Below are 20,368 nucleotides of genomic sequence, written 5' to 3'. Positions count from 1 at the left end.
GGATAGTCCGCCGAGCTGGGAAGCGGCCGGATGCACCGCGGCGCCGATTCTCGACGACTCTGACGCACGTTCTATTTCAAGAGGGCCCGAAGCGCCTTCTTGTACAGCCGGAACGCGTGCCGGCCATCGTCGGTCAAGCTCACGTACGTGACGGGAGTCCGCCCCTCGATGACCTTCGAGACCTCGGCGTAACCGGTCTCTTCGAGCTTTCTCAGGTGCGTCGCCAGATTTCCGGACGTCACGCCGAGCACCGACTGAAGCCGAGGGAAGGACAGGGCATCCCCGGCGCCGAGCGCATCGAGCACGGTCACGATTCGAAGCCGAGCCTGGACGTGGATGACCGGGTCGAGTTCATCCATGGTCCTGCTGCGTGATCGGGCCTGAAGTGAGGGTCGGCTTGATGGTCTCGACGAGCGCGAGGGCGAGGAATCCGAGCCCGCCGACGACACCGACCAGAAGATTGAACGGCACCGGGACGAGGACCGAGCCGAATCCGATGACGAGGGTCCACAGGCCGAAGACGAGCTGGGACTTGTCGTTCCACATGGCTGCGCCCGCCATGGACTGGATTCCGACGATCAGACACGGCACGGCGACCCAGAAGACCAGCATCACCTCGAAGGGGACGCCGAGGCCCATCATGCGCCCGCCGAGCACGCCCATGAGCGTGAACGCGATCGCAAAGGTGTTGCCGTAGATGGCGCCCTGAACCTTCGACGGGCCACGCGATCCGAGATTCTTCCGGGTCGAATGCACCGTGGAGAAGACGATCGCCCCCACGAGTGCCGCGCCACCGATGATCGCGCTGACCAGGAAGGGCAGCGCGGGCCCCTCCACAGGGAAGAGGGCGAGGAACAACGCCCCGAACCCGATGATCCACGCCACACCCCAAGTGCCGTAGAGGAGCCTGGCGTTGGGGCTGAGCGCATTCACCATGCGCTCGCGGTCTCTCTCGATCGACCGGAGGATCTCCGCAGCATCGACCGCGTCCGATTCCTTGTCATCACTCACAGTTGCATCCTCCGTCGCCATTTCTACCACATAGTACTTTCCCACAGAAGCTACTTTGTGGTAGAAAGTTCTCGCTTGCATGCCGCGAGCTCGGACATCGGGAGCATCACATGACAGCCGAACACGGGATCGCCCCTCGGGCGGTGATCGAGGCGTTCGAGGTCACCAAGGTCTACCGCGGTGGCGTGCGCGCGCTGGACACGGTGAGCCTGCACATCCGCCCGGGCGAGGTCTACGGCCTGGTCGGCGCCAACGGCGCGGGCAAGACCACCTTCATGCGCGTGCTCACAGGACTGGTCGCGCCGAGCAGTGGTGTCATCCGCGTGGAGCGCGCGCGCAACTCCGGCGGCGTCGGCTCCTTGATCGAATCTCCCGCGTTCTACCCGAACCTGTCGGGCTCCGAGAATCTTCGACTCCTGGCGACGTACTGGAATCTTCCTCGCGCGTCGGCGAGCCGAGAGCTTGCTCGCGTCGGCCTGCTGCCGAAGGATCAGAAGCGGCCCTACCGGAGCTACTCGCTCGGCATGAAACAGCGGCTGGGCGTCGCCGCCGCCCTCTTGGGCGAACCCGAGGTGCTCGTGCTCGACGAACCGACGAACGGGCTCGATCCGGAATCAATCGTGAGCATTCGAGAACTGGTCCGCAGCGTGAGAGAAGAGGGGCGCACCGTGCTGTTGTCCAGCCACCTCCTCAGCGAAGTCGAGCTGGTCGCCGACCGGGTGGGCGTGCTCGCCAAGGGACGGTTGATCGCCGAAGGAACGCTTCGGGAGCTGCGCGATCGCGCCGTGCACCGGAGACGGCTCGCCGTACAGGTCGACGACGCGGCGCGCGCGCGCTCGATCATCGGCGCGCTCGGAATCTCTCCGTCCGACATCCACGAGGTCGGACCGGGGTTGGAGGTACACCTGGGCGAGACTGCACCGCACGCAGTGAATGCCGCACTCGTTCGCGCGGGCATCGCGGTCTCGTCGCTGACCGTGGTGTCGGAGTCGCTGGAGAATGCCTTCTTCGAGTTGACCGCTGAACCCGAGACGACAGGGGCGAGCACAGCATGAGCACAGTGGCCACCACGAGCAGCAGGCACGCGCCGAACTACGCGAGCGCCCTACGCGGGGAACTCCGCCTCGGCACGAGACGCGTCGCGGTCTGGACGGTGATCGGTGTCTGGGCAGCCTGCATCGCCGCCTTCGCGTACCTCGTGAGCTACATCTCGACGATGGGCGCCGACTGGTACACGCCCGAGCAGCAGGAGCTCCAACTCCTGAACATGCTCCCAGAGGGCACTGCGTATTACATCGTGGCGTCCCTGCCGCTGTACTGCGCGCCGATGATGGTGATCCTCGGCGCCATCATCGGTGCATCCGACTACGGCAGAGGAACCCTCCGCGCGATCACCGCACGTTTCATTCGCCGCGACCCGCTCGTCCTCGCTCGCCTCACCGGCGTCGTGGTCATCGCGGCGGTCACGGCACTGGTAACCCTCGTGACGAGCATGCTCGCGAGCATCGTCGTCGCCATCGTGGCCGGCAGGGAGATCGTCTTCCCCGAGCTGTACGATCTGGTCGTCGCCACCGTCGCCATCTGGCTGATCGTGACGGTCTTCCTCCTCTTCGGCCTCGCCCTCGGGGTGCTCACGCGAAGTGTCATCGCCGCGATCGCCATCGGAGTGGGCTGGGTGCTCGGCATCGAGACCCTGTTCGTGGGAATGCTCGCTCCTTCCATCGCCTTCTTCGACGCGATCCGCGGGTTCCTTCCGATCGGCGCCAGCAACTCGCTTGCGGCAGCGCTCGTCCCCGACGGGCGCGATGTCGTCCCCGCCGTCGTCGCGTCCACCGGTCCCGGCGTCGCGATCGCCGTGCTCGTCGTGTGGGCGGGTGTGTTCGCGTCGTTCGCCTTCGTTTCGTTCCGCAGGCGCGACCTGGTCTGAACGGCAGCGTTTGAGGGCTGCTCGGACTCGTCGAAGTGGAGTTCGTCGAAGTCGGCGACCTCCATCGTCAAGTCGCGTCATGATGTGCCACGTTCGCCGTCTCTTCCATAGGAGGGGATGAACATGTGGCAGAAACGACAGCAACACCGGCAACCGGCGGAACACCTCGAGTTCGTGCCGATCGACAGCACCGACAGCATCGCCCTGCAGTGCAATTGTCCGCGCGGCGAGGACCACGGCCGAGTGAACTCGCGCACCTTCGCCGGAGCGCCCGTCGCGGCGACAGCCGGGCCCCGGCACCGCGCGTACGCCTGAACCGACATCGGTGAGTGCGGCGCGGTCTCATTCGGTCGCGAACGTATACCTCCCAGCCGGCTGAGTGGGTTCTGGGGAGGCCGGCGCGACCGTGTTGCCGAGAATCCTCGAGACCGTGCCAAATCGTGCGTCGCGGCAGGCGTTGTCGCGCAGGACGGCCTCGGATATCGTTGCTCAGCAACGCCGCTGCGTGTACTGCTCCGCAGTGCCGGCGCCGGTAGGGCAGGGGGCGCGGCGGAATGCTGCAGGCGATAGGGCACATACTTCCGATCGCGCTGGCGGTCGCGATCAGTTCCGTTCCGATCATGGCGACGATCGTGATCCTGCTCTCGCCGAAGCGCCGGGCATCCGCCCCGCCCTTCCTCATCGGGTGGGTCATCGGCATGGCCCTCGTGGTCTCGATCTGCACGATCTCGGCCCAGGCCATTCCGACGGCACGATCCTCGCGGCAGCCCGACGTGGCGGTCGCTGCCGCCGAGATCGTCGTGGGCGTCGCACTCGGCGTCATCGCGATCGTCGTCTGGCGGCGCGCCCGACGCAACCCGGTGGAGGCCATGCCCGCTTGGCTCGACAAGTTGGAATCGATCGGGCCGTGGAGCGCACTCGGCATTGCGGCCGCCCTGAACGTACGCCCCAAGGCGCTGCTCCTGGCCATCGCGGCCGGCCTGGCCGTGCGCGGTGCGGGTCTCGCCGCTGCCGATGCGGCGCTCGCGATACTGGTCTACACGGTTGTGGGGGCGTCGACCGTTGCGGTGCCGATCATCGTGACGCTCGTCGACGCGAACGGCATGCAACCGAGGCTGGTGAAGGCGAAGGAGTGGATGACCCGAAACAACCGTGAGGTGACGTCACTCATCCTGCTCGTGGTCGGCGTGGTCATCATCGGGACCGGCCTCGGCCGCCTCTGAGCTGGCTGCGTTCGCGTACGTCGTGTTGTAGCGAGGGCGGGACTCGAACCCGCGACACCACGATTATGAGCCGTGTGCTCTAACCACCTGAGCTACCCCGCCGGGTAGGTCTTCCCGGCCCTGCCGAATGGCCGAACCGAAGAGAACCAGAGCCCCGAGTCAGGATTGAACTGACGACCCCTTCCTTACCATGGAAGTGCTCTACCACTGAGCTATCGGGGCGCGCTGCCGCAATCGGCAACCGTACGAGGATATCATCTCGCGGAGCGTGCTTCGAACCAGTACGACCCCGCGAAATGCCGGTCCGCATCCCCTCCGCTCCCCCCTCCGAAACGTCTGTGTGGCGTCGTCAAGAGGGAGGTCTGGCGAGGACTCCACCGATGTAGCCGAGCACCGCGCCGAGCCAGATGACGGGGAGGCCGAGGAAGGGCACCGGTATCGAAACGGCGGCGAATGCGATGGCCACGAGGAAGCCGACGGTGAGCAGCACGACGAGCAGGGCGGACTTGCGGGTCAGCCCGCCGGCCCTACCGGCCATGCCGAACAGCATCGCCACGGCCAAGACGACGAGGAGGATCCGCAACGGGGCCTCGAAGGTGGCGACTGCCGTGTCGGGCGACATGCCTCGGAAGAACTGCACGTTGGAAAGGCTCCCGACCCACTCGTCGAGCGCGAGATCGACTTCGGTGCCGATGAACCACGGGATGAACAACGCACCGATCATGACGAGGAACGCACCGACGACGACCAGCCACCTGCTCGCCGGGCGCCGACGATTCGGGCCGATCTGGCTGAGCTCCGCGCTCGCCGTGAGATTCTGCACTCCATCGGATGCCACGATCTCGAGCCGGCGCGCGCTCACCTGGTTCGCCGGCGGGTGCGGGCTCGATACCGACATCTGGGCATGGCCGACGGCGCCCGGGCCGACCGCGATCTGGGGCGGCACGAAGCTTGCGCGAACGAGCCCGTCGTCGGATCGCCCCGAGAACACCACGTTCAGGGGCTCGGCGCCATGGCGGTTGTCGACCTCTATCGTGTATTCGCCGCCGCGATGCGTGCCGATGTTCAGCTTCTCGGGACTGACCCGCAACTCGGCGGTCGCGATCGCGGCGGCAGAGGTGCTCATCTCGAGCACGGCCGAGGCCTCGACATCCCTCGTCCCGTCCGAGGCGATGACCGTGAACGGATGCTTCGCACTCGTGCCGCGCGGCGGGGGGTTCGCGCGGAGCCGCCCGTGGGCGAGCGTGACGTGGCCCGGCACGGCGATGAACCGGGCCGGCACGAACGCGAATGCGATCCGCTGTTCGGGGTCGCTTCCCGAGAGCTCCACGGTGACACCGGAGTGGCCGCCTCGGTTGTCGACGTGCACCTCGAACTCGGCGTCGTGAGCATCGACGAGACGGATGCTGCTGGGTTGCAGCTGTACCCGGATCGGCGCGTTCACCGGGGCCGCCGCGGTCGACTGCACGAGGGTCACGATCGTGCTGATCGGCCCCTCGTCGTTCGTCGCCGCGACGGAGAGCTGCCGGTTCAGCTGCTGGCCCGGCGCCGGCTGCGGAGCGGTGAACGACGCGGCGACCTCGACCATCGACCCGGCCGGAACCTCGACGACCTCGGGCGCGAAGGCGAACAGCACGACGCCCTCAGGATCGCTGGCCGACATCCCGACGGTCTGCGGGTAGTTCGCGGCCCGGTTGTCGAGTCGAAGGTAGAACGAGCCCGAAGCCGCGTCCTCGAGCCGGATGAGGGTCGGCCGCGCCTCGAGTGCGGGACGCGGCCCGTAGGGCGGCACGGTCGCGACGACGCGTACGGTCGCGCTCCGCTCCTCGTCTTCCATGGAGCGGACGACGACCGTGATGGCGAGGCGTTGCGCGACCACCATGATCCCCTCTCGCAGCCCGAGTGACAACGCGACACTGCGCGCCTCACCGGGCATGAGGTGGACGTCGGGATGCGTGAGCTCGAGCCACGATGGAGGATCGACGGCCTCGATGACGAATCCGTCGACGATGCTCGTCGTGTTCTCGATGGCGAACTCGACCTCGCCCGGAGCATCCGGGGTCACGACCACTTCTGGGGTCGCGACGGTCACGGTGGGAGCATCGCGCTGCGACGACGCCTCGGGGCCGGGCGACGATTGAGCGGGAGCTGCCGCGGCGTCGGCTTCGGGTGCCGTCACAGGTGCGGTTTCGGGTGCGGTCGCGGTCGCGGTCGCGGCCGCGTCAGGCTGCGGCTCCCCCTCGCCCGGCGTGGTTACGTGGGGTTCCGTCGCACCGGCGGGCTCGGCCGGGACCGCGCCCACGACGCGGGGTATCGTGCCGGTGAGCGCCTCTCCGTCGAGCGTCGAGCCTCCGATATCCCAGCCGAGGTACGCGTCGCACGCCGCGCAGAACCGTGCGCCGACGTCGTTCTTGGCGCCGCACGTCTCACAGATGCGTTCGGCCATCTCCGTCCCTCCGGCCGCGACACAGACAAGCAACGACCGATACCGCTGATCATTGCGGAGCGCCGGGCGTGCAACCAGTCCAATGCCTCAACAGGCACCCATCGCTGCCCTCCTGCGACCGATGCGTTCACGCCCGAGAACCAGTGCTCGCCCGGACCCGCAGCGGGGCGAGAGGGCATAGATTGAGTTCCGTCAGACCCGAGCGGCGACACCCGCCGACGTGAGGTTTGGCGGTGCGTCGCATGGGGGTTGCGGGAAACGATCAGGCTGCACGCCGGGACTTCGTCCCGGCGCGGTTGGCGCGCCGCCTCCAGTCCCCCTGCGTGTTCATCGTGGCCCCGAGCGGATCGGGGAAGTCGACGCTCCTTCGTCGGCTGAGCAACTCCGTCGACCACGTCGTCGTCGTCACCCTCGGCCGGGAATGCCGGGATCCTGCGGCGCTCGATGCGTTGATCATGGGCGCCACGTCGGGCGACCCGACGACGATCGCGATCGATGACGTGCAGCTGGTGGCCGGCACGCGAGGCGAGTCCGCTCTCGAGCGGATGATCGCGCACTGCGGCAGCGGGCGCCACGTCATCCTCGCCTCGCGGCGCGCCCTGGGTGCGAACCTCGCGCACGCCACTGAGATCGAACCCGACATCGTGACCGCGCCGGAGCTCGTTCTCCGCATCGATGAGGTGTCCGAGTCATTCCGGGTCGTCAGCGGGCAGATACTCCCCTTCGAATGCGCTTCCCATGTGGCATCCGAGACCTGCGGGTGGGCGGGGCTCGTGCACCAGCTCGCGTTGGCGTCGCGATCGGTCGGCCGCGAGTCGCTCAGCGCGGCGGTCGAGGAGCTGTTGCAGAGCGACTTCGCGGCGACCGGCCTCGAAGTGGCCCTGAATGCACTTCCGGTCGACGTCGTGCGCTCGCTCGAGCTCACGAGCGGCCTCTCCGCGCTCGGCTTCGCAGATTGCGCCCGACTGTTGGGGGCGGATGCCGCGACGAGACTGCTCGACGCCGTCGACAGCGGTGCGATCATGCACGTCACCGAGTTCGGGTCGCGCGTGTTGCCGCCCATCCTCCGCCGGCATCTCCGCGCGCGCGGGGGAATTCCTGCGGAGGTCGGCCTTCACGCGGCACCGAGTCCGAGCAGCGTGGCGACGATCATCGGCACGAACACGGCACCGGTCGCCGCGCGCCTCCGAGTCCCAGCCGTCTCCCGATCCGCGCCGTTCGACGCAGCGATGACGAGGCTCCGCCGCGGCGACGTGGTCGGTGCCGTCCCCCTGCTGCAGCGCGTGCTCCGAACGCCGGGCGACGCTCCCGAGCGCCCCGCAGCGCTCCTCGCCCTCCTCATGATCCGTGAGCCGGTCACGCCGCGCGAGACGACGCTCGACGCGCTTGCGGCCCTCGAGCGAGAATGCGTCGCGCGACGATTGGATGCGCAGGCGCGTGTCGTTCGCGGTGCTGTGGCCGCGACATCCGCCCTTCCGTATCTGGCCGTGGAAGGCGTCGTCGAGGAGTGCGAGACTCGTGGCGACGATGTGGCTGCCGCACTCGTCGCGGGAATCGAGTTCGTGATGCGCCTGCGGCGGGGGCGCGCGACGTGCGTGCATGCGAACTCGCTCGCCGACCGACTCGAACGACTGGGCTTCACGGATGTCGCGGCGTGGACGCGCGCGTCAGGGGCGCTGCTCGCCGCGGCATCCGGTGCTGCCGACGCGCGCGACCAGATCGTCCAGGCCCAGACCGCCTCGATCGCCACCGGCGTCGAGGGTGCGCGCGCCTTCATCGACGCCGCGCGCGCACTCGTCGGGCCCGGCGCGCGTGCGCCCGCCCTCATCGCCTCGGCTCGGCGGTGCGCGCTGCAGACCGGGCTGCCGCGACTGTCCCCGTCTCCTTCCAGCAGGGACGTCGCGGTCACGCGAGCCGGGGAATTCCGGAATACCGCAGACGTCGAGCCGAGGCATCCGCACGTGACGGTCAGATGCTTCGGCGGATTCCACCTGTGCGCCGACGGCTCCGAGATCGAGCTCAGAGCCGTGCGGCCCCAGGCGAGGGCACTGCTGCGAATGCTCGCCCTCAACGCGGGTTCGCCGCTGCACCGAGAGCTCATCGCCGACATCCTCTGGGGCGACCTCGGGATCGACTCCGCGGTGCACGCACTGCACGTGAGCGTGTCCAGCCTGCGCCGGGCCCTCCCTGCAGAGTTGATCGGCCCCGCGGCATCCATCGTCGAACGCGTCGGGGAGGCCTACCGCCTCGGCATCACCGCGCGGCACGACTGCGACCTGGCCGACTTCGACGATCAGCTCGCGCAGGCTGCCGCATCCAAGCTCGGGCGGGATGCCGTCACCACCGCGAACGGCCTGCGGGGCGCGCTGGCCCTCTACGTCGGTGACGTTCTGCCAGAGGACGGCCCTGCCGAATGGGTGGCAGGCGCGCGAGAACGATATCGGGTGCGAGCGGCTGAGGCCGCCGCGTCGCTGGCGCACCTCGAGCTCCGCTTCGGCGACGCGCACGCCGCGGTCGCCGCCGCGAGTCGCGCGGTCGAGATCGACCCGTGGCTCGACGAGTCGTGGCGCACGCTCGTCATGGTGCACCGGAGCTCCGGCGACGTCGTCGCGGCGCGGCGAGCGGAAGACGGCTACCGCCACATGCGCGTCGCACTCGGCGTCGAGTGAGCGGGCGCCATCCGACAGGCTCAGGGAACGGCCACCACCGAGACCGACAGGCGAGTGGGGAGGTACGCCGGCACGACGCCGGCGGCCACGCGTTCGAAGCGGCGGGCGAGCGATTCCGGGTCGCCGCCCGGCACCGTGATGGTGATGGCGACCACGGCATCGTTGGAGCCGGGCAGCGGCCCGCCAGGGTCCGTCGACCACGAGGTGCCGCCGGACTCCTCGACCTCAACGGTGGCGGCGGGACCTGCCGCCAATTGCAGGGCATCGCGGATGCCTCCGGCCGTGCCGACGCGACGGTGCAGGCGCGCGGCATCTGCAACGATGCGGCGGCGCTGCTCCTCGGTCCACTCCTCGTCGACGGCGACGTCGACCCATCCGGCGAGCCATTCCAGGAAATCGGCGGGGGCGTACTCGGGCCGCACGTACGCCTCGAGGTTGTCGAGCGTGGAGTAGACCGGAGCGATGAGATCGTCGAAGGCGGGCAGCGCCTGATTCAGGAAGTCGTCCTCCTGCAGCACCGCGGGCAGACGGGTGATCAGCGGCACGGGGCTGGGCAGCTCGGGAACCAGGCCGCGCATGTCAGACTCCCGCCGCCACGCGCACACGGTGCTCAAAACTGAACACCAGGGCGTTCCCGCCGATCTCGATGCGTTGCGCGGGCTCACCGCGTTTGCCCGTCGCCGGGTCGGCGGTGAAGAGCAGCACCTCGTCGACGAGTTCGGTGCCGGGCAGCGACTGCAGCACCGAGTAGACCTCGCCCGCGAGCACTGGGCGGCCGAACGGCCATCCCCCGCCCGACGAACCGCCCCTGATCGGATCGAAATACCCGTAGAGCGTCGCGAGAGCATCGGCGCGGAGCCGATCGACGGCCACCCTCGGATGTGCGACGAGCTTCGCGACGACCGTGACGCCCTGGTACTCGGGCCGTTCGATCACGAGCCGGGTGCCGGCCATCCGCCGCGGCTCGAGATCCGCGGCGATGGTGCCGAGGAGCTCATCGCCGGGAATCAGGTCGTCGAACTCGATCCGGCCGTCGGCCCCGACCGCCGCGGTCGGCACCAGGAGCAGGCGCACGCCGAGCGTGTCCGGTGCCGCGACGGCGTGGGTGCGGGCGACCCCCGGCGCGGCACGCTTGGCGAGCTGCTCGTAGTCCTCGAGCGTCACGGCCCGATCGCGAGTGCGCAACGCGAGCGGTCCCCGCACCTTCGCCTCGTCGACGGTCTCGCCGTCGGTGCCGTCGTGCGCGGCCGAGCGGTTCTCCGCACCACGCACGAACGGCACGGTCGACCGCAGCACCGAGAGCGTGCCGGCCGCGACATTGCCGCCGCGGCCGCCGCCGACGCGATACCGGGGCACGCGCAACGGCACGCCTTTTGGCGGCGTGGACCCGTAGACGCGGAACGAACCGTCGGACTCTCGTACCGCCGGCGGGAACATCACGGTGGCTCGGGCTCGATCGACCATGATGCTGCGGCCGCCATCGCCGGAGCCCGCGAAGGAGTCGATCTCCGTCCACTCGTCCCACCCTTTGCCGGTGCCGACCTCGACGACGAACGGTTCGCCGTCGTCGACCACGGGCCGCTCCTGGAGCTCGAACGCCTGGCCGGGCACACCCTCCGACAGCCCGAGGATCTCGTCGTCGATCGTGTGCGCGTGCATGGCCTGTACCACCCCGCCCACGGTCGCCGCCGTCGCCTCTCGCACGAGCGGCGGCGACTTGTACCTCGGAACGGTCTGCTCGCGCTCGACGATCCGGCACCGGAGCCAGCCGGCACGTTCGTCTCCGATGACGGATGCCACGTGGTCGCGGTTCACGATGACGACGACGTCGCCCGGCTGGTTGAGCCCGCCGGTGCGGTCGGAGACGACGTCGCAGCGCGACCAGTCGGTGCCGTTCCACGACTCCCAGACGGTTGGCGGATCGAGGGGGTCGACGCCGACGCCGCGAACGGCGCAGTCCAGGTGGATGCCGATCGCCAGCCCGGGCGCCGGCTCGTCGAGGCCGATGAGGAACTCGTCGCCGACCTTCGGCGGGTTCGCGAAGGCGTCGAGCGTCTCCGAGCCCAAGCGTGCGCCGCGCACCGTGACGGCCTTGCCAGAGCGGTTCCCGATATGGGCGAGCTTTCTGGGCGGAATCGGGAGCTCGGAGGTGGTCTGGAACACGGTCGACTCGGTCTGCTCGGTGCGCGGCGTGCCGACCTCGGTGTGCTCCGGCACGATGACGACGTCTTCCCTCGGGGCGGCGAGCCAGAAGACGAGGTCGGCACGCGCCGCCGTCGGCGGGAAGAGGGTCGTGCCGATGAGCTCCAGGAAGGCGATGTACAGCTTGTCTGGCACGCGGTTCAGCCGGTAGAACAGCTCATCCGTCATGAACGCGAACGTCTCGATGAGCGTCACACCGGGGTCGGAGACGTTGTGATCCGACCACTCGGGGCAGCGTGCGGCGACGAGTCGCTTGGCGTCGTCGACGAGGTCCTGGAATCGGCGATCGTCGAGGTGCGGCGTGGGCAGGGTCATGGCAGTCGCTCCGAGGTTCGATCGGGAATGACGTAGAACGGGAACACGAGGTTCCGGGGGTCGTTCGAGCCGCGGATCGCGTAGCCGACGTCAATGAGCAGCACCCCCGCGTTCGCGTGGTCGAACGTCACGGTGATGCCGGTCACGTCGATGCGGGGTTCCCAGATGGTGAGGGCGGTTCGCACGGCGTCGCCGATGGCGCCGGCCGTCGCGGCATCCGCCGGCGCGAAGACGTAGTCGTGCACGGCGCATCCGAACTCCGGCCGCATCGGCCGCTCGCCGGGGGCCGTCGCGAGGATCAGCCGGATGCTCTCCTCGATCTCGTGCGCGTCGGACGAGAGCGCGATGCGCCCACTCGCGTCGGCGTGCACGGGGAACGACCACCCTCGCCCGACGAATTCCTGCGACATCCCGTGACCTCCGGTCAGTTGATCTTGACGACGCTGCCCTTGACGACGGTCACGCCCGACGCCGAGAGCTCGGCCGTGCCCGACGCCTTCACCGCGACCACTGCACCAGAGAGGTCGAGCGATGCTGCGCCGTCGACCTTCACCTTCGGAGCCGAGATCGCGAGCTCCGACGACGCGTCGAGTGCGATCTTCCTGGCCGCGAGGGAGATGGCGCCCTGGCTCGCGGTCACCGTTGCATCGCCCTCGACGGTGACCGTCGCGTCGCGCTTGGCGACGACCGAGACGGACCCCTCCGACACGATCTGGATGCCCTTCTCGGAGGTCTGCGTGAGGGTGACGTGCTGCGCACCCTCGTTCGTGGAGATGCGCAGCAGCTCCTCCCCCTGGCGTTCGACGAACTCGACGACCATCCCCGCGCGCGAGGTGAAGCTGCGACGCACGACGCTGCCCGACTCGACGAACGACGCCCAGCCCCCCTGGGGCAGGTCCTTGCCGTTGTAGAGCCCTCCGAGCACGACCGGGCGATCGAATCGTGCCGACTCGAACGCGACGAGCACCTCGTCGCCGACCTCGGGCAGCACGACGGCGCCTCGGTCGGCGCCGGCACCCGGCTGCGCGAGGCGCGCCCAGCCGCTCACGTAGTCGTCGGAGAGGGACGGGAACGTCAGCCGGACGCGGCCGTCCTCCCCCGCTGCGCCGGCGCCGGAGATCTCGCTCACGAGTGCACTGACGACCCCGGGCATCCCGAAGCCGGTCACGGCGTGCTCCGGTCGGGATCCGACCCCGAGCAGCGACCGATCCGAGGCGTCGCAGACGGTGAGCGTCGTCGTGTACCCCTGCTCGGAGCTGAACTCGTGCCTCGACTCGGTGACCGTGTAGCGGCCGTCGAACGGCGCACCGAATCCCCGCAGCCGCACAGCGATCCCCGAGCGGATGCGCGGATTGCCGAGGATCTGCGCCTCGACCTCGGCGAACCCGCCGGCGATGCGCGAGGCGATCGCCTCGGCGAGCTTGTCCTGCGGCTGCTGCGCGCCCGCGCCGGCGCCGCTCACGTAGCGGGGGCTCGAGAACACCTTCGCGACCTTCGCGGGATCCAGCGTCGGCAACTCCGTCGTCAACGTCTTCGCGGGCGCGGTGGACACCACTTTCTCCTTCGCGGCGACATCCCACCCTCGCACCTCGACCTCGGAGACCTGCTCGGCGCTCGTGATCGTGGCGTGCAGGTACGTCGTGTTGCGGCCGTGCTCGACCACGATCGGGTCGTCGTTCGCCGATGCTGAGCCCGAATCCGCCGTCGACGCGCTCGTCGGCGGGCCGAACTGCAGTTGTCGGTCGACGACGGAGAACACGCACCCCGCGGCATCCGCCAGTCGCTTGAGGAACACCCAGTCACTGACGTTGTCCTGCGTCGTGTGGGCCATGATCGTGGCCGGACCGGTGACGGTGCCGACCTTGACGCCGGCCCGCTGCGCGACCTTCGCCACGATGTCGGCGGTCGACATGTCGACGTAGGCCGCGACCCGACGGCCGCGGAAGAGGCGATGCGAGGTATCGAGGCCGCGCACCCGGGTGCGCAGCTCCCCGCCGACGTCTTCGCGGTCGAGTGCGGTGACTTCCGCGTCGAGCAGCTTCTGCGGTCCATCGCCGCCGTTCTGCGAGACGGCGAGGGTGACGGATGCCCCGATGGCGAACCCGCCCTGCTCGAGCACGATCCCGGCGGAGTCGACGAACTCGAGTTCGAACGAATCGGGGAGGTTCGCGGCATCCGTGACCCTGCTGCGTTCGAGCAGGCTTGCGACGGCGGGCGGCAGCGCCGTGCCCCCGACAGAGACGAGGAGGAGGCTCGTGTAGGTCTCAGTGGAGGCGGGCACGGGCGACCTCCTTCCGGGCGATCTCGCGGCCGTCGGCGCGGGAGAGTTCCTCGAGGGCGGGGATGAGCACGATGTGTCCCGGGCGCAGTCGCAACGGATCGTCGATGCCGTTGACCTCGGCGAGGGCACGCCAGTGCGCCGGGTTGCCGTACTCGCGGTAGGCGATGCCCGCGAGCGAGTCGCCTTCGCGGAGGGTGTGCGCGTGACGTGGCTGCAGGCCCCCCGACGTGGGATTCTGCTTCTTCGGTTCGTTCGCGAGCTCCTCGAGGGCCACGGTGCAGACCGCCCGGAGCGGCTTGCCGTCGGGTGAGAAGAGCGTGTACTTCGCCGAGACGCTCTTGATGTAGCCGACGAATCCGGTGAGCACCCCCCACTTGAACTTCACCCACGGCGCCGACGGCGTGTCCCCGTCCTTCGAGGCGCTCGTCGGGGTGCACGCCTGGAAGAGCGCCTCGACGTTCTTCACGACGCTTCCGTCGCGCGAGCGCGTCTCGTCGAAGTACATCTCGACGCTCATCTTCTGGGGCTCCGGACCCTGGTAGGTCGCGGGTGGGGCCGACGCCGCCTTCTTCTGGTTCTTGCTCTCCCACTTCGCCGACTTCGCGATGGTCACCTCTTTCGGATTCAGCTGGAAGTCGATCGTGGCGAGGAGGGCGCCGACCTTGCCCGGCGTCTGGCCGGGCTCGTGCACGTCGATGGCGGCGTGCACGAGGCTCTTCGTGTCGGAGGCGGTGGAGGTGACGGGCATCGCGGGTCCTCAGTATTTCGAGCCGGTGTTCACGAAGCCGTTGTGGGCGATCTCGAGCGTCTCCATGAGCACCTTCGGCTGGTCGGCGTTCAGCGACGGCCCCGTCCAGCGAACGGGGATGACGTCGTGGAGGTCGTAGGTCGCGACGGTCTGGCCATCGGCGGTCTTCGCCTCGATGTGGCCGGTGCCGCGCGAGAAGCCCGAGACGGCGGCGACGACCCAGTTCACGATCTTGTCGGCGGACTGCTTACTCACCGGGCGGGTGAGCTTGATGTTCGGATACTTGAGCCGGGTCGGGAACTGCCAGATGAACCCGTTGTTGCCGCCCTCTTCACGCGACTCGAGCACGACCTCGACTCCGAGCCCCTCGCAGCTCGCGAAGTCGCCGAGGTCCTCCTCGTCGAGGTGCACGAGGTAGTGCACGCCGACGGCGATCTCGGTGTCGGTCAGCATCGTCATCCCCTTCGTTCAGATTCCGTCTCGTTCAGATTCCATCGATGCGGATGCCGCGGCGCTCGCGGTCGAGCAGCAGTTCGGCCTTGATCCGGCGCACGAGCGGGCCGTACAGCTTGCGCACGAGTTGCTCCACGTTCTCGGGACCGGACGCGGTGGCGGCGGTCGCGGCGGAGGCGGCGGTCGCGGCGGTCGCGGCGGCTGCCGCTGCGGGTGCCGCGGTCGACAGCGCCCGACCGGCCTGCGTCAGTGTGTCGGAGGTGGAGCGAAGCGCGTCGGCCGCCCCGGGCACCGCGTCGGCGGCGCGCGAACGGAGCTCGTCTGCCGACGGGAGGTCAGGCATCGACGGGAGGTCGGGCACGCGCGGCACCGACGGCGCCAGTGACGAGAGGTCCGGCGCCCGCGGAATCGAGGTCGGGAGGCCGAAAGCACGCTGCACTGCCGCGGCGACCGGTTGCGGTACGGGGCGAGCCGTCGTCGTGCCAGACGCCGTCGGCGTCGAGAGCCTCGACACGGATGCCGCGGCGGTAAGGACGGAATTCCAGGGCGCGTCGCTCATCCCTCCACGGTCCGCGTGGTCACGCACGGAGCCGGCGGACTCCCGCCCCGAGATCGAGTGGAACGGGGTCTGCGCGAACGGTGCCTCCGGAGCAATCGCCCGTGCGACGACGACTCCGCCGCTCGTGCGCTGAACGGCCGGGGGGCCGAGGGCTGGAGTCGCGATCGCCGGCTCGATCGCCCGCGCCGCGACGAGGGGAACCGAGCGCAGCGGGAATGCGGGGGACCTGGCGACGAGCGCGGCAACTGCGCCAGGCACGTCAGGCGCCCGGGGCACGTCGACTGGGCCGGGCACATCGACTGCGCCGGGCACGTCGACTGCGCCGGGCACATCGACTGCGCGCGAGACGGACGTTGTTCCGTCGTCTGGGCTGGGGTCGTCAGGCGAGGTCTCGTCGTCGGATGGCGGCACGATTCCGCGCACCTCGCGTTGGATCGCCGGCGCTACCTCGGATGAGACGCGCTGCGCAATCGGCATTGCCGTGTCCGCAGCACGAGGTGTCTGCGACGGCGCTGGAGTCCGGCCGAGCGGCCCAGCCGGAACTGGCTCGCCGCCCGCGGCGACACCCTGTGCCGGCGGCGCCGCGAGCGGTGCGCCGAGTCCGACCTGGCGCTGGGCTGAGACGGCAGGCGGCGATGCGCCGGGGGTTGCGGCCGAGTTCCGCGGCGCTTCGGAGATCGCGTTCATGGCGGCGCGCTGCAGGGTCGGACGGGCACGAGGCGGACCTGACGATGACGAGTCTGCGGCGGGCAGTCTGGAAACCAAAGGCCCGTTGCTGCGGTCGCCGCCCACGTTGCCGACGAGCTCCGCCGTCACGCTCTCGGTGGGCGCAGCCTGAGCCGGCGCGGCCCCGGCCGGCTCAGTCGCGGCGGGGGCGGCGATCCCGGATTCGGGCATCGTCAGCTCCGCATCGGACGAGAGGCCGCCAGTCGCCGGTTCGGTGAGATCGGCCACCGCGCCAGTTGACGCGCGCTGCACCGAGGGCGACGCGAGCGGTGCGCCCAGCCCCGGCCGAGCCTGCGTCGAGGGCGCGGCCGCAGGTGCATCCGCCGCCGCCTCGGTGAATCGGGACACCGTGACGCTGCTCCCGGCGGGGTCGCCGATGAGTCCTGCCGAGGCGGGCTCGGGCCGTTCGACCGGGTCCGGGTCGGGCGTGGCTCGGGACGTGTCGGGCACGCTGTCACCGTCGGCCCCATCACGAGCACCGTCCAGAGCCGACCGGGACTCCGGCGAGGATTCGGGCGGCCCGGCGTGGTCCTCCCCCGGTTGAACGAGCGGCGGCCCTTCCTCGGCATCCATCCGCTGAACCGGCGGCTCGAGCCCCGCGGCATCCGTCACGGCCTGCACCTGACGCGCCGATGGCGTCGACGCTCGACCAGGCGACCGCTGCGGCAACTGCCGGAGGCTCAGCTCCGACGCGACCGCACGCTGCACGGGCGCTCCGAGCGCTCCGTCATCGACGCCGAACATGCCCGACGGCGCGGCGGCATCGACGAGGTGGCCCATCGTTCCGAGCGACGCCGGCACGACCCGCGTCGGCAGCGACGCGACGAACGCCGGCCGCAGGGTGGCCGGCGCGGCATCCGAGACCTGCCGTTGCAGCGGGGGCAGGAACGCCCAGCCCGCCGGCGGGACGGAATGATCAGCGCTCGACGGCGCGATGACGCGAGGCGCGGCATCCGTCGTCCGCTCCTCGGATCGCTGCCACGGCCATCGCACGCCTCAACCGCCTTCGCGGAGCCGCGTGTTGATCGCCGCGATCTCGTGCACGTAGCGCAGCCGCGCCGCGTGCTCCATGTCGAGGATGTCGTCGAGCGACCAGTGGAAGTGATAGGCGACGTACGCGACCTCCTCATGGATGCGGTCGGCCGAGTACGTCATGATTCCCCCAGGCGTCCGCCTGCGAGATCTGCGGTGAACCGGTGCGAGCACTCGGGACACGTCACCGCGATGCGCGTGTGGCCCTCGGCGTTGATGCGACGGTAGAAGTCCTGCAGAAACGCGACGTCGGACGCGAACATGTTCTCGATGACCGAGCCGTCGACCGTGCCGAGCGTTCCGAGCGAGGTGATCACCCGACCGAGCAGCACGACCGTCGTGAAGGCGGGGTTCTCCTGCACGCGTGCGTCGTAGAGCGGCAGCAGTTCGTCGCGGGCCGTCGCCAGCCGCATGACGCCTCGACGATGCACGGTGCCGTCGGCGGTGACGTAGCCGCGCGGAAGCTCGAACGCGAACTCGGTGCGCATGGCCCCGTCGTCGAAGGCAGTCGTCCCCAAGCCCGCATCGGCCCCATCGGATGCCGCATCCGCACCGGGTACGGCCGACGCGGCCGACGCGCCCGCTCGCGTCGAGAGCACGCGCTGCATCAGGTCACCTCGGACTCGTCGAAGCAGACCGTGAACTTCTCGGTCGCCTGCTCGGTCGCGCCCGCCTTCAGCGAGTTGACCTCGACGACGCGCACCCAGCAGTTGCGGAACTCGTACTTCTTGAGCGAGCTGCCCTCATAGTCGAGCAACTCGACCGACGCGTTCTTGCGCGCCCCGGCCACGTCGCCCTTCATGACGACCTTGAGCCAGTCGGAGATCGTCTTGGATTCGGTGAGGCCGCGCGTCACGGTGAACTCACCCGTCTTCGCCCGGCCGATGAGCTGCCGCGCGACGTACTTTCCGTCGGCCAGCTGCTGTTTGAGTTCGATCTTGTCGACCTCGTTCTTCAGCCCCGAGACCTCGGTCACCTTCGGAATCTCGATTCCGTCGATCGTGACCTTGAAGGCGTAGGCAGGTGAGGAATCGAAGGCATCTGCGAGTGCCATGTCATGCTCCTAGTGTTTGCGATGGTCGGTGGTCGGTCGTGGTCGGTCGTGGTCGGTCATTCGGTGACGAGGCTCGTGCCGCCCGAGAACTGCGAGAGCTGGAACACCACGAACTCCGCGGGCTTCACGGGTGCAACGCCGATCTGGCAGATGACCTGGCCCGCGTCGATGACGTCGGCCGGATTGGTCTCGTCGTCGCACTTCACGTAGAAGGCCTCGTCTGCGCTGCGCCCGAAGAGCGCGCCCTTGCGCCATTCGCCGATGAGGAAGCTCGAGATCGAGCGGCTGAGCTTGCCCCACAGGGCCGGGTCGTTCGGCTCGAAGACCGCGAACTGGGTCGCGTTCAGGATCGACTTCTCGAGGTAGTTGAAGAGCCGGCGGATGTTGATGTACCGCCACGCCGGATCGCTCGAGAGGGTGCGAGCACCCCAGACGCGCACGCCTCGCCCCGGGAAGCTGCGGATGGCGTTCACGCCGATCGGGTTGAGGGTCTCCTGCTCCGCTCGGGTCAGCTGCGTCTGCAGTTCGACCGCACCGCGGATCACTTCGTTGGCCGGCGCCTTGTGCACCCCGCGCTCGTTGTCGTTGCGCGCCCACACGCCGGCGATGTGTCCCGACGGCGGGATGAAGCGGTTGGTTCCCGACACCGGGTCGAGCACCTTGATCCACGGGTAGTAGAGCGCCGCGAACTTGGAGTCGTAGCCGGCATCCAGCCGCCGCCACTTCGCCGCGTCCTGCGCGGACAGCTGCGGCGGCGGGTCGAGCACCGCCATTCGGTCGCCCATGAGCTCGCAGTGAGCGATGACGGCCAGCTGCACGGCCTTCACCGTCTCGATGTCGACGGCGCCCTGCTCGTATGCGGCCATGAGGTCGGGCACCGCGACCATCGTCACTTCCTCGACCTCTTCGAGGCCGCTGAAGCCCGTGCGGTCGGCGGAATCGCCGATGTAATTCGCCGCGCCGATGTCGTCGAGCACGATGGGCTGCTCTTCGGGCTCGGGCACGACGAGGTCGAACGTGCCGGTCCGCGGCTTCAGTCCAGCGGATGCCGGGTCGACCTCTTCGATCGTGACGAGCTTCGATTCGGCGAGCTTCGTCACGACGTACTCGGGGCTGCCGGGCTTCGCCGAGACGTTCTCGTAGACCTCCGGCGAGCGTCCCTCGACGGTCACGGTGACCTTGAACGTTCCCTCCTCGGGCGCTTCTCCCTCAGGGTCGGCGATCTCGACCTTGATCGGCTTCGCGTTCGGCGAGGCGTTCTTCGCCGTGAACGCGTAGTTGCCGATCTGCGCGGTCTGCGGGCCGCCAGCGAGTTGCTTGGGCTCGCGCTTGCCGCTGCTCTTCCCGCTGGCCGGCGCCGTGCCGATACGCACGACGTAGCAGTTGCCGCCGCCGTTCAAGAAGTAGCCGTAGACCGCGTAGGCCAGGTAGGCGCCCTCGTACAGGCCGCCGAACGTGTCGACGAACTGGGTCCAGTTCGACACGAGGGTCGGCGAGTTCTCAGGCCCCTTCGGCGCGATGCCGATGAATGCGGCGACCGCGGTGCCGACGCCCTCGATCGGCCGCGTCCCCGCGTCGATCTCCTGCACGTACACACCGGGTGAAAGGTAGGTGGGCATCCCGAACTCCTTCGCTGGATTGCGTCTCTCCAGCGTCGGCGAGTGGATGCCCCGCGGTGCAGTCTTTCGGTGCGTGCGCGTGGGTAGCGGTGGTTGCGCGATC

General features: G+C 69.2%; 19 protein-coding genes and 2 tRNA genes. 5 read left to right on the top strand and 16 right to left on the bottom strand.

Going from position 1 to position 20,368, the window contains the following annotated elements:
- Positions 1 to 71: 71 nt before the first annotated feature.
- Both AC1C2T_RS06285 and AC1C2T_RS06280 read right to left on the bottom strand, forming a co-directional pair.
- Positions 72 to 359 (bottom strand): transcriptional regulator, encoded by a 288-nt coding sequence (locus AC1C2T_RS06285; protein WP_495361119.1) that lies wholly within the window; start codon positions 357 to 359, stop codon positions 72 to 74.
- The gene (locus AC1C2T_RS06280; protein ID WP_495361120.1) at positions 352 to 1,011 is read right to left on the bottom strand and encodes a hypothetical protein; all 660 of its coding nucleotides are present in this window, start codon (positions 1,009 to 1,011) and stop codon (positions 352 to 354) included. Before AC1C2T_RS06280 ends, AC1C2T_RS06285 begins: the two co-directional genes overlap by 8 nt.
- A gap of 2 nt (positions 1,012 to 1,013) precedes the next feature.
- On the opposite strand from AC1C2T_RS06280, the gene AC1C2T_RS06275 reads away from it, so the two are divergent.
- The 4 genes from AC1C2T_RS06275 (at position 1,014) to AC1C2T_RS06260 (ending at position 4,161) form a co-directional block, all read left to right on the top strand.
- Positions 1,014 to 2,066 (top strand): ABC transporter ATP-binding protein, encoded by a 1,053-nt coding sequence (locus AC1C2T_RS06275; protein ID WP_495384638.1) that lies wholly within the window; start codon positions 1,014 to 1,016, stop codon positions 2,064 to 2,066.
- A 5-nt stretch (positions 2,067 to 2,071) separates the two neighbouring features.
- Positions 2,072 to 2,938: an ABC-2 transporter permease gene (locus AC1C2T_RS06270; RefSeq protein ID WP_495384637.1), complete on the top strand. Its 867-nt coding sequence runs from the start codon at positions 2,072 to 2,074 to the stop codon at positions 2,936 to 2,938.
- Between the two features lie 123 nt (positions 2,939 to 3,061).
- Positions 3,062 to 3,253, top strand: coding sequence for a hypothetical protein (locus tag AC1C2T_RS06265; RefSeq protein WP_495384636.1), 192 nt, complete (start codon positions 3,062 to 3,064; stop codon positions 3,251 to 3,253).
- 239 nt (positions 3,254 to 3,492) lie between these two features.
- A complete protein-coding gene (locus tag AC1C2T_RS06260) occupies positions 3,493 to 4,161 on the top strand; it encodes a GAP family protein (RefSeq protein WP_495384635.1) in 669 nt (222 codons plus the stop codon).
- Positions 4,162 to 4,189: 28 nt separating this feature from the next.
- On the opposite strand, the gene AC1C2T_RS06255 is transcribed toward AC1C2T_RS06260, so the two are convergent.
- The 3 genes from AC1C2T_RS06255 to AC1C2T_RS06245 all read right to left on the bottom strand — a co-directional run bounded on the left by AC1C2T_RS06255 (position 4,190) and on the right by AC1C2T_RS06245 (position 6,607).
- Positions 4,190 to 4,263, bottom strand: a tRNA-Met gene (locus tag AC1C2T_RS06255).
- A gap of 48 nt (positions 4,264 to 4,311) precedes the next feature.
- Positions 4,312 to 4,383, bottom strand: a tRNA-Thr gene (locus AC1C2T_RS06250).
- Between the two features lie 127 nt (positions 4,384 to 4,510).
- Positions 4,511 to 6,607 (bottom strand): COG1470 family protein, encoded by a 2,097-nt coding sequence (locus AC1C2T_RS06245; protein WP_495384634.1) that lies wholly within the window; start codon positions 6,605 to 6,607, stop codon positions 4,511 to 4,513.
- A gap of 323 nt (positions 6,608 to 6,930) precedes the next feature.
- On the opposite strand from AC1C2T_RS06245, the gene AC1C2T_RS06240 reads away from it, so the two are divergent.
- A complete protein-coding gene (locus AC1C2T_RS06240; protein ID WP_495384633.1) occupies positions 6,931 to 9,276 on the top strand; it encodes a BTAD domain-containing putative transcriptional regulator in 2,346 nt (781 codons plus the stop codon).
- 20 nt (positions 9,277 to 9,296) lie between these two features.
- On the opposite strand, the gene AC1C2T_RS06235 is transcribed toward AC1C2T_RS06240, so the two are convergent.
- Genes AC1C2T_RS06235 through AC1C2T_RS06185 form a run of 11 tightly spaced genes read right to left on the bottom strand, consistent with a single transcriptional unit; the run spans position 9,297 to position 20,265 of the window.
- Positions 9,297 to 9,854: a phage tail protein gene (locus AC1C2T_RS06235; protein WP_495361137.1), complete on the bottom strand. Its 558-nt coding sequence runs from the start codon at positions 9,852 to 9,854 to the stop codon at positions 9,297 to 9,299.
- Between the two features lies 1 nt (position 9,855).
- Positions 9,856 to 11,793 carry a putative baseplate assembly protein gene (locus AC1C2T_RS06230; protein WP_495384632.1) on the bottom strand — a complete coding sequence of 646 codons (1,938 nt, stop codon included), beginning with the start codon at positions 11,791 to 11,793 and terminating at the stop codon, positions 9,856 to 9,858.
- On the bottom strand, positions 11,790 to 12,203 hold the full coding sequence (locus tag AC1C2T_RS06225; RefSeq protein WP_495361139.1) for a GPW/gp25 family protein: 414 nt from the start codon (positions 12,201 to 12,203) through the stop codon (positions 11,790 to 11,792). The genes AC1C2T_RS06230 and AC1C2T_RS06225 overlap by 4 nt, the downstream gene beginning before the upstream one ends.
- Positions 12,204 to 12,217: 14 nt before the next feature.
- The gene (locus tag AC1C2T_RS06220) at positions 12,218 to 14,074 is read right to left on the bottom strand and encodes a VgrG-related protein (RefSeq protein ID WP_495384631.1); all 1,857 of its coding nucleotides are present in this window, start codon (positions 14,072 to 14,074) and stop codon (positions 12,218 to 12,220) included.
- The gene (locus tag AC1C2T_RS06215; RefSeq protein ID WP_495361141.1) at positions 14,058 to 14,822 is read right to left on the bottom strand and encodes a CIS tube protein; all 765 of its coding nucleotides are present in this window, start codon (positions 14,820 to 14,822) and stop codon (positions 14,058 to 14,060) included. Before AC1C2T_RS06215 ends, AC1C2T_RS06220 begins: the two co-directional genes overlap by 17 nt.
- A 9-nt stretch (positions 14,823 to 14,831) precedes the next feature.
- Entirely contained in the window at positions 14,832 to 15,275 is a 444-nt protein-coding gene (locus AC1C2T_RS06210; protein ID WP_495351571.1) for a phage tail protein, read from the bottom strand.
- A gap of 31 nt (positions 15,276 to 15,306) precedes the next feature.
- The gene (locus AC1C2T_RS06205; RefSeq protein ID WP_495384630.1) at positions 15,307 to 17,553 is read right to left on the bottom strand and encodes a hypothetical protein; all 2,247 of its coding nucleotides are present in this window, start codon (positions 17,551 to 17,553) and stop codon (positions 15,307 to 15,309) included.
- 3 nt (positions 17,554 to 17,556) lie between these two features.
- Positions 17,557 to 17,715: a DUF6760 family protein gene (locus AC1C2T_RS06200; protein WP_495361143.1), complete on the bottom strand. Its 159-nt coding sequence runs from the start codon at positions 17,713 to 17,715 to the stop codon at positions 17,557 to 17,559.
- Positions 17,712 to 18,200, bottom strand: a complete 489-nt coding sequence (locus AC1C2T_RS06195; RefSeq protein WP_495384629.1) for a hypothetical protein — start codon at positions 18,198 to 18,200, stop codon at positions 17,712 to 17,714. The genes AC1C2T_RS06200 and AC1C2T_RS06195 overlap by 4 nt, the downstream gene beginning before the upstream one ends.
- Positions 18,200 to 18,646, bottom strand: coding sequence for a phage tail protein (locus AC1C2T_RS06190; protein WP_495351576.1), 447 nt, complete (start codon positions 18,644 to 18,646; stop codon positions 18,200 to 18,202). The genes AC1C2T_RS06195 and AC1C2T_RS06190 overlap by 1 nt, the downstream gene beginning before the upstream one ends.
- A gap of 56 nt (positions 18,647 to 18,702) precedes the next feature.
- On the bottom strand, positions 18,703 to 20,265 hold the full coding sequence (locus tag AC1C2T_RS06185; protein WP_495384628.1) for a phage tail sheath family protein: 1,563 nt from the start codon (positions 20,263 to 20,265) through the stop codon (positions 18,703 to 18,705).
- Positions 20,266 to 20,368 lie beyond the last annotated feature (103 nt).

The organism is Agromyces sp. Y558 (assembly GCF_059445415.1).
Note: the sequence above shows the minus strand (reverse complement) of the source record. Positions and strands in the feature narration are given on the sequence as shown.

Coding starts and splice junctions, on each gene's coding strand:
- AC1C2T_RS06190 (WP_495351576.1), bottom strand. CDS start 18,646: ATGGCACTCGCAGATGCCTTCGATTCCTCACCTGCCTACGCCTTCAAG.
- AC1C2T_RS06185 (WP_495384628.1), bottom strand. CDS start 20,265: ATGCCCACCTACCTTTCACCCGGTGTGTACGTGCAGGAGATCGACGCG.
- AC1C2T_RS06215 (WP_495361141.1), bottom strand. CDS start 14,822: ATGCCCGTCACCTCCACCGCCTCCGACACGAAGAGCCTCGTGCACGCC.
- AC1C2T_RS06200 (WP_495361143.1), bottom strand. CDS start 17,715: ATGACGTACTCGGCCGACCGCATCCATGAGGAGGTCGCGTACGTCGCC.
- AC1C2T_RS06265 (WP_495384636.1), top strand. CDS start 3,062: ATGTGGCAGAAACGACAGCAACACCGGCAACCGGCGGAACACCTCGAG.
- AC1C2T_RS06245 (WP_495384634.1), bottom strand. CDS start 6,607: ATGGCCGAACGCATCTGTGAGACGTGCGGCGCCAAGAACGACGTCGGC.
- AC1C2T_RS06260 (WP_495384635.1), top strand. CDS start 3,493: ATGCTGCAGGCGATAGGGCACATACTTCCGATCGCGCTGGCGGTCGCG.
- AC1C2T_RS06230 (WP_495384632.1), bottom strand. CDS start 11,793: ATGACCCTGCCCACGCCGCACCTCGACGATCGCCGATTCCAGGACCTC.
- AC1C2T_RS06225 (WP_495361139.1), bottom strand. CDS start 12,203: ATGTCGCAGGAATTCGTCGGGCGAGGGTGGTCGTTCCCCGTGCACGCC.
- AC1C2T_RS06285 (WP_495361119.1), bottom strand. CDS start 359: ATGGATGAACTCGACCCGGTCATCCACGTCCAGGCTCGGCTTCGAATC.
- AC1C2T_RS06210 (WP_495351571.1), bottom strand. CDS start 15,275: ATGCTGACCGACACCGAGATCGCCGTCGGCGTGCACTACCTCGTGCAC.
- AC1C2T_RS06235 (WP_495361137.1), bottom strand. CDS start 9,854: ATGCGCGGCCTGGTTCCCGAGCTGCCCAGCCCCGTGCCGCTGATCACC.
- AC1C2T_RS06195 (WP_495384629.1), bottom strand. CDS start 18,200: ATGCAGCGCGTGCTCTCGACGCGAGCGGGCGCGTCGGCCGCGTCGGCC.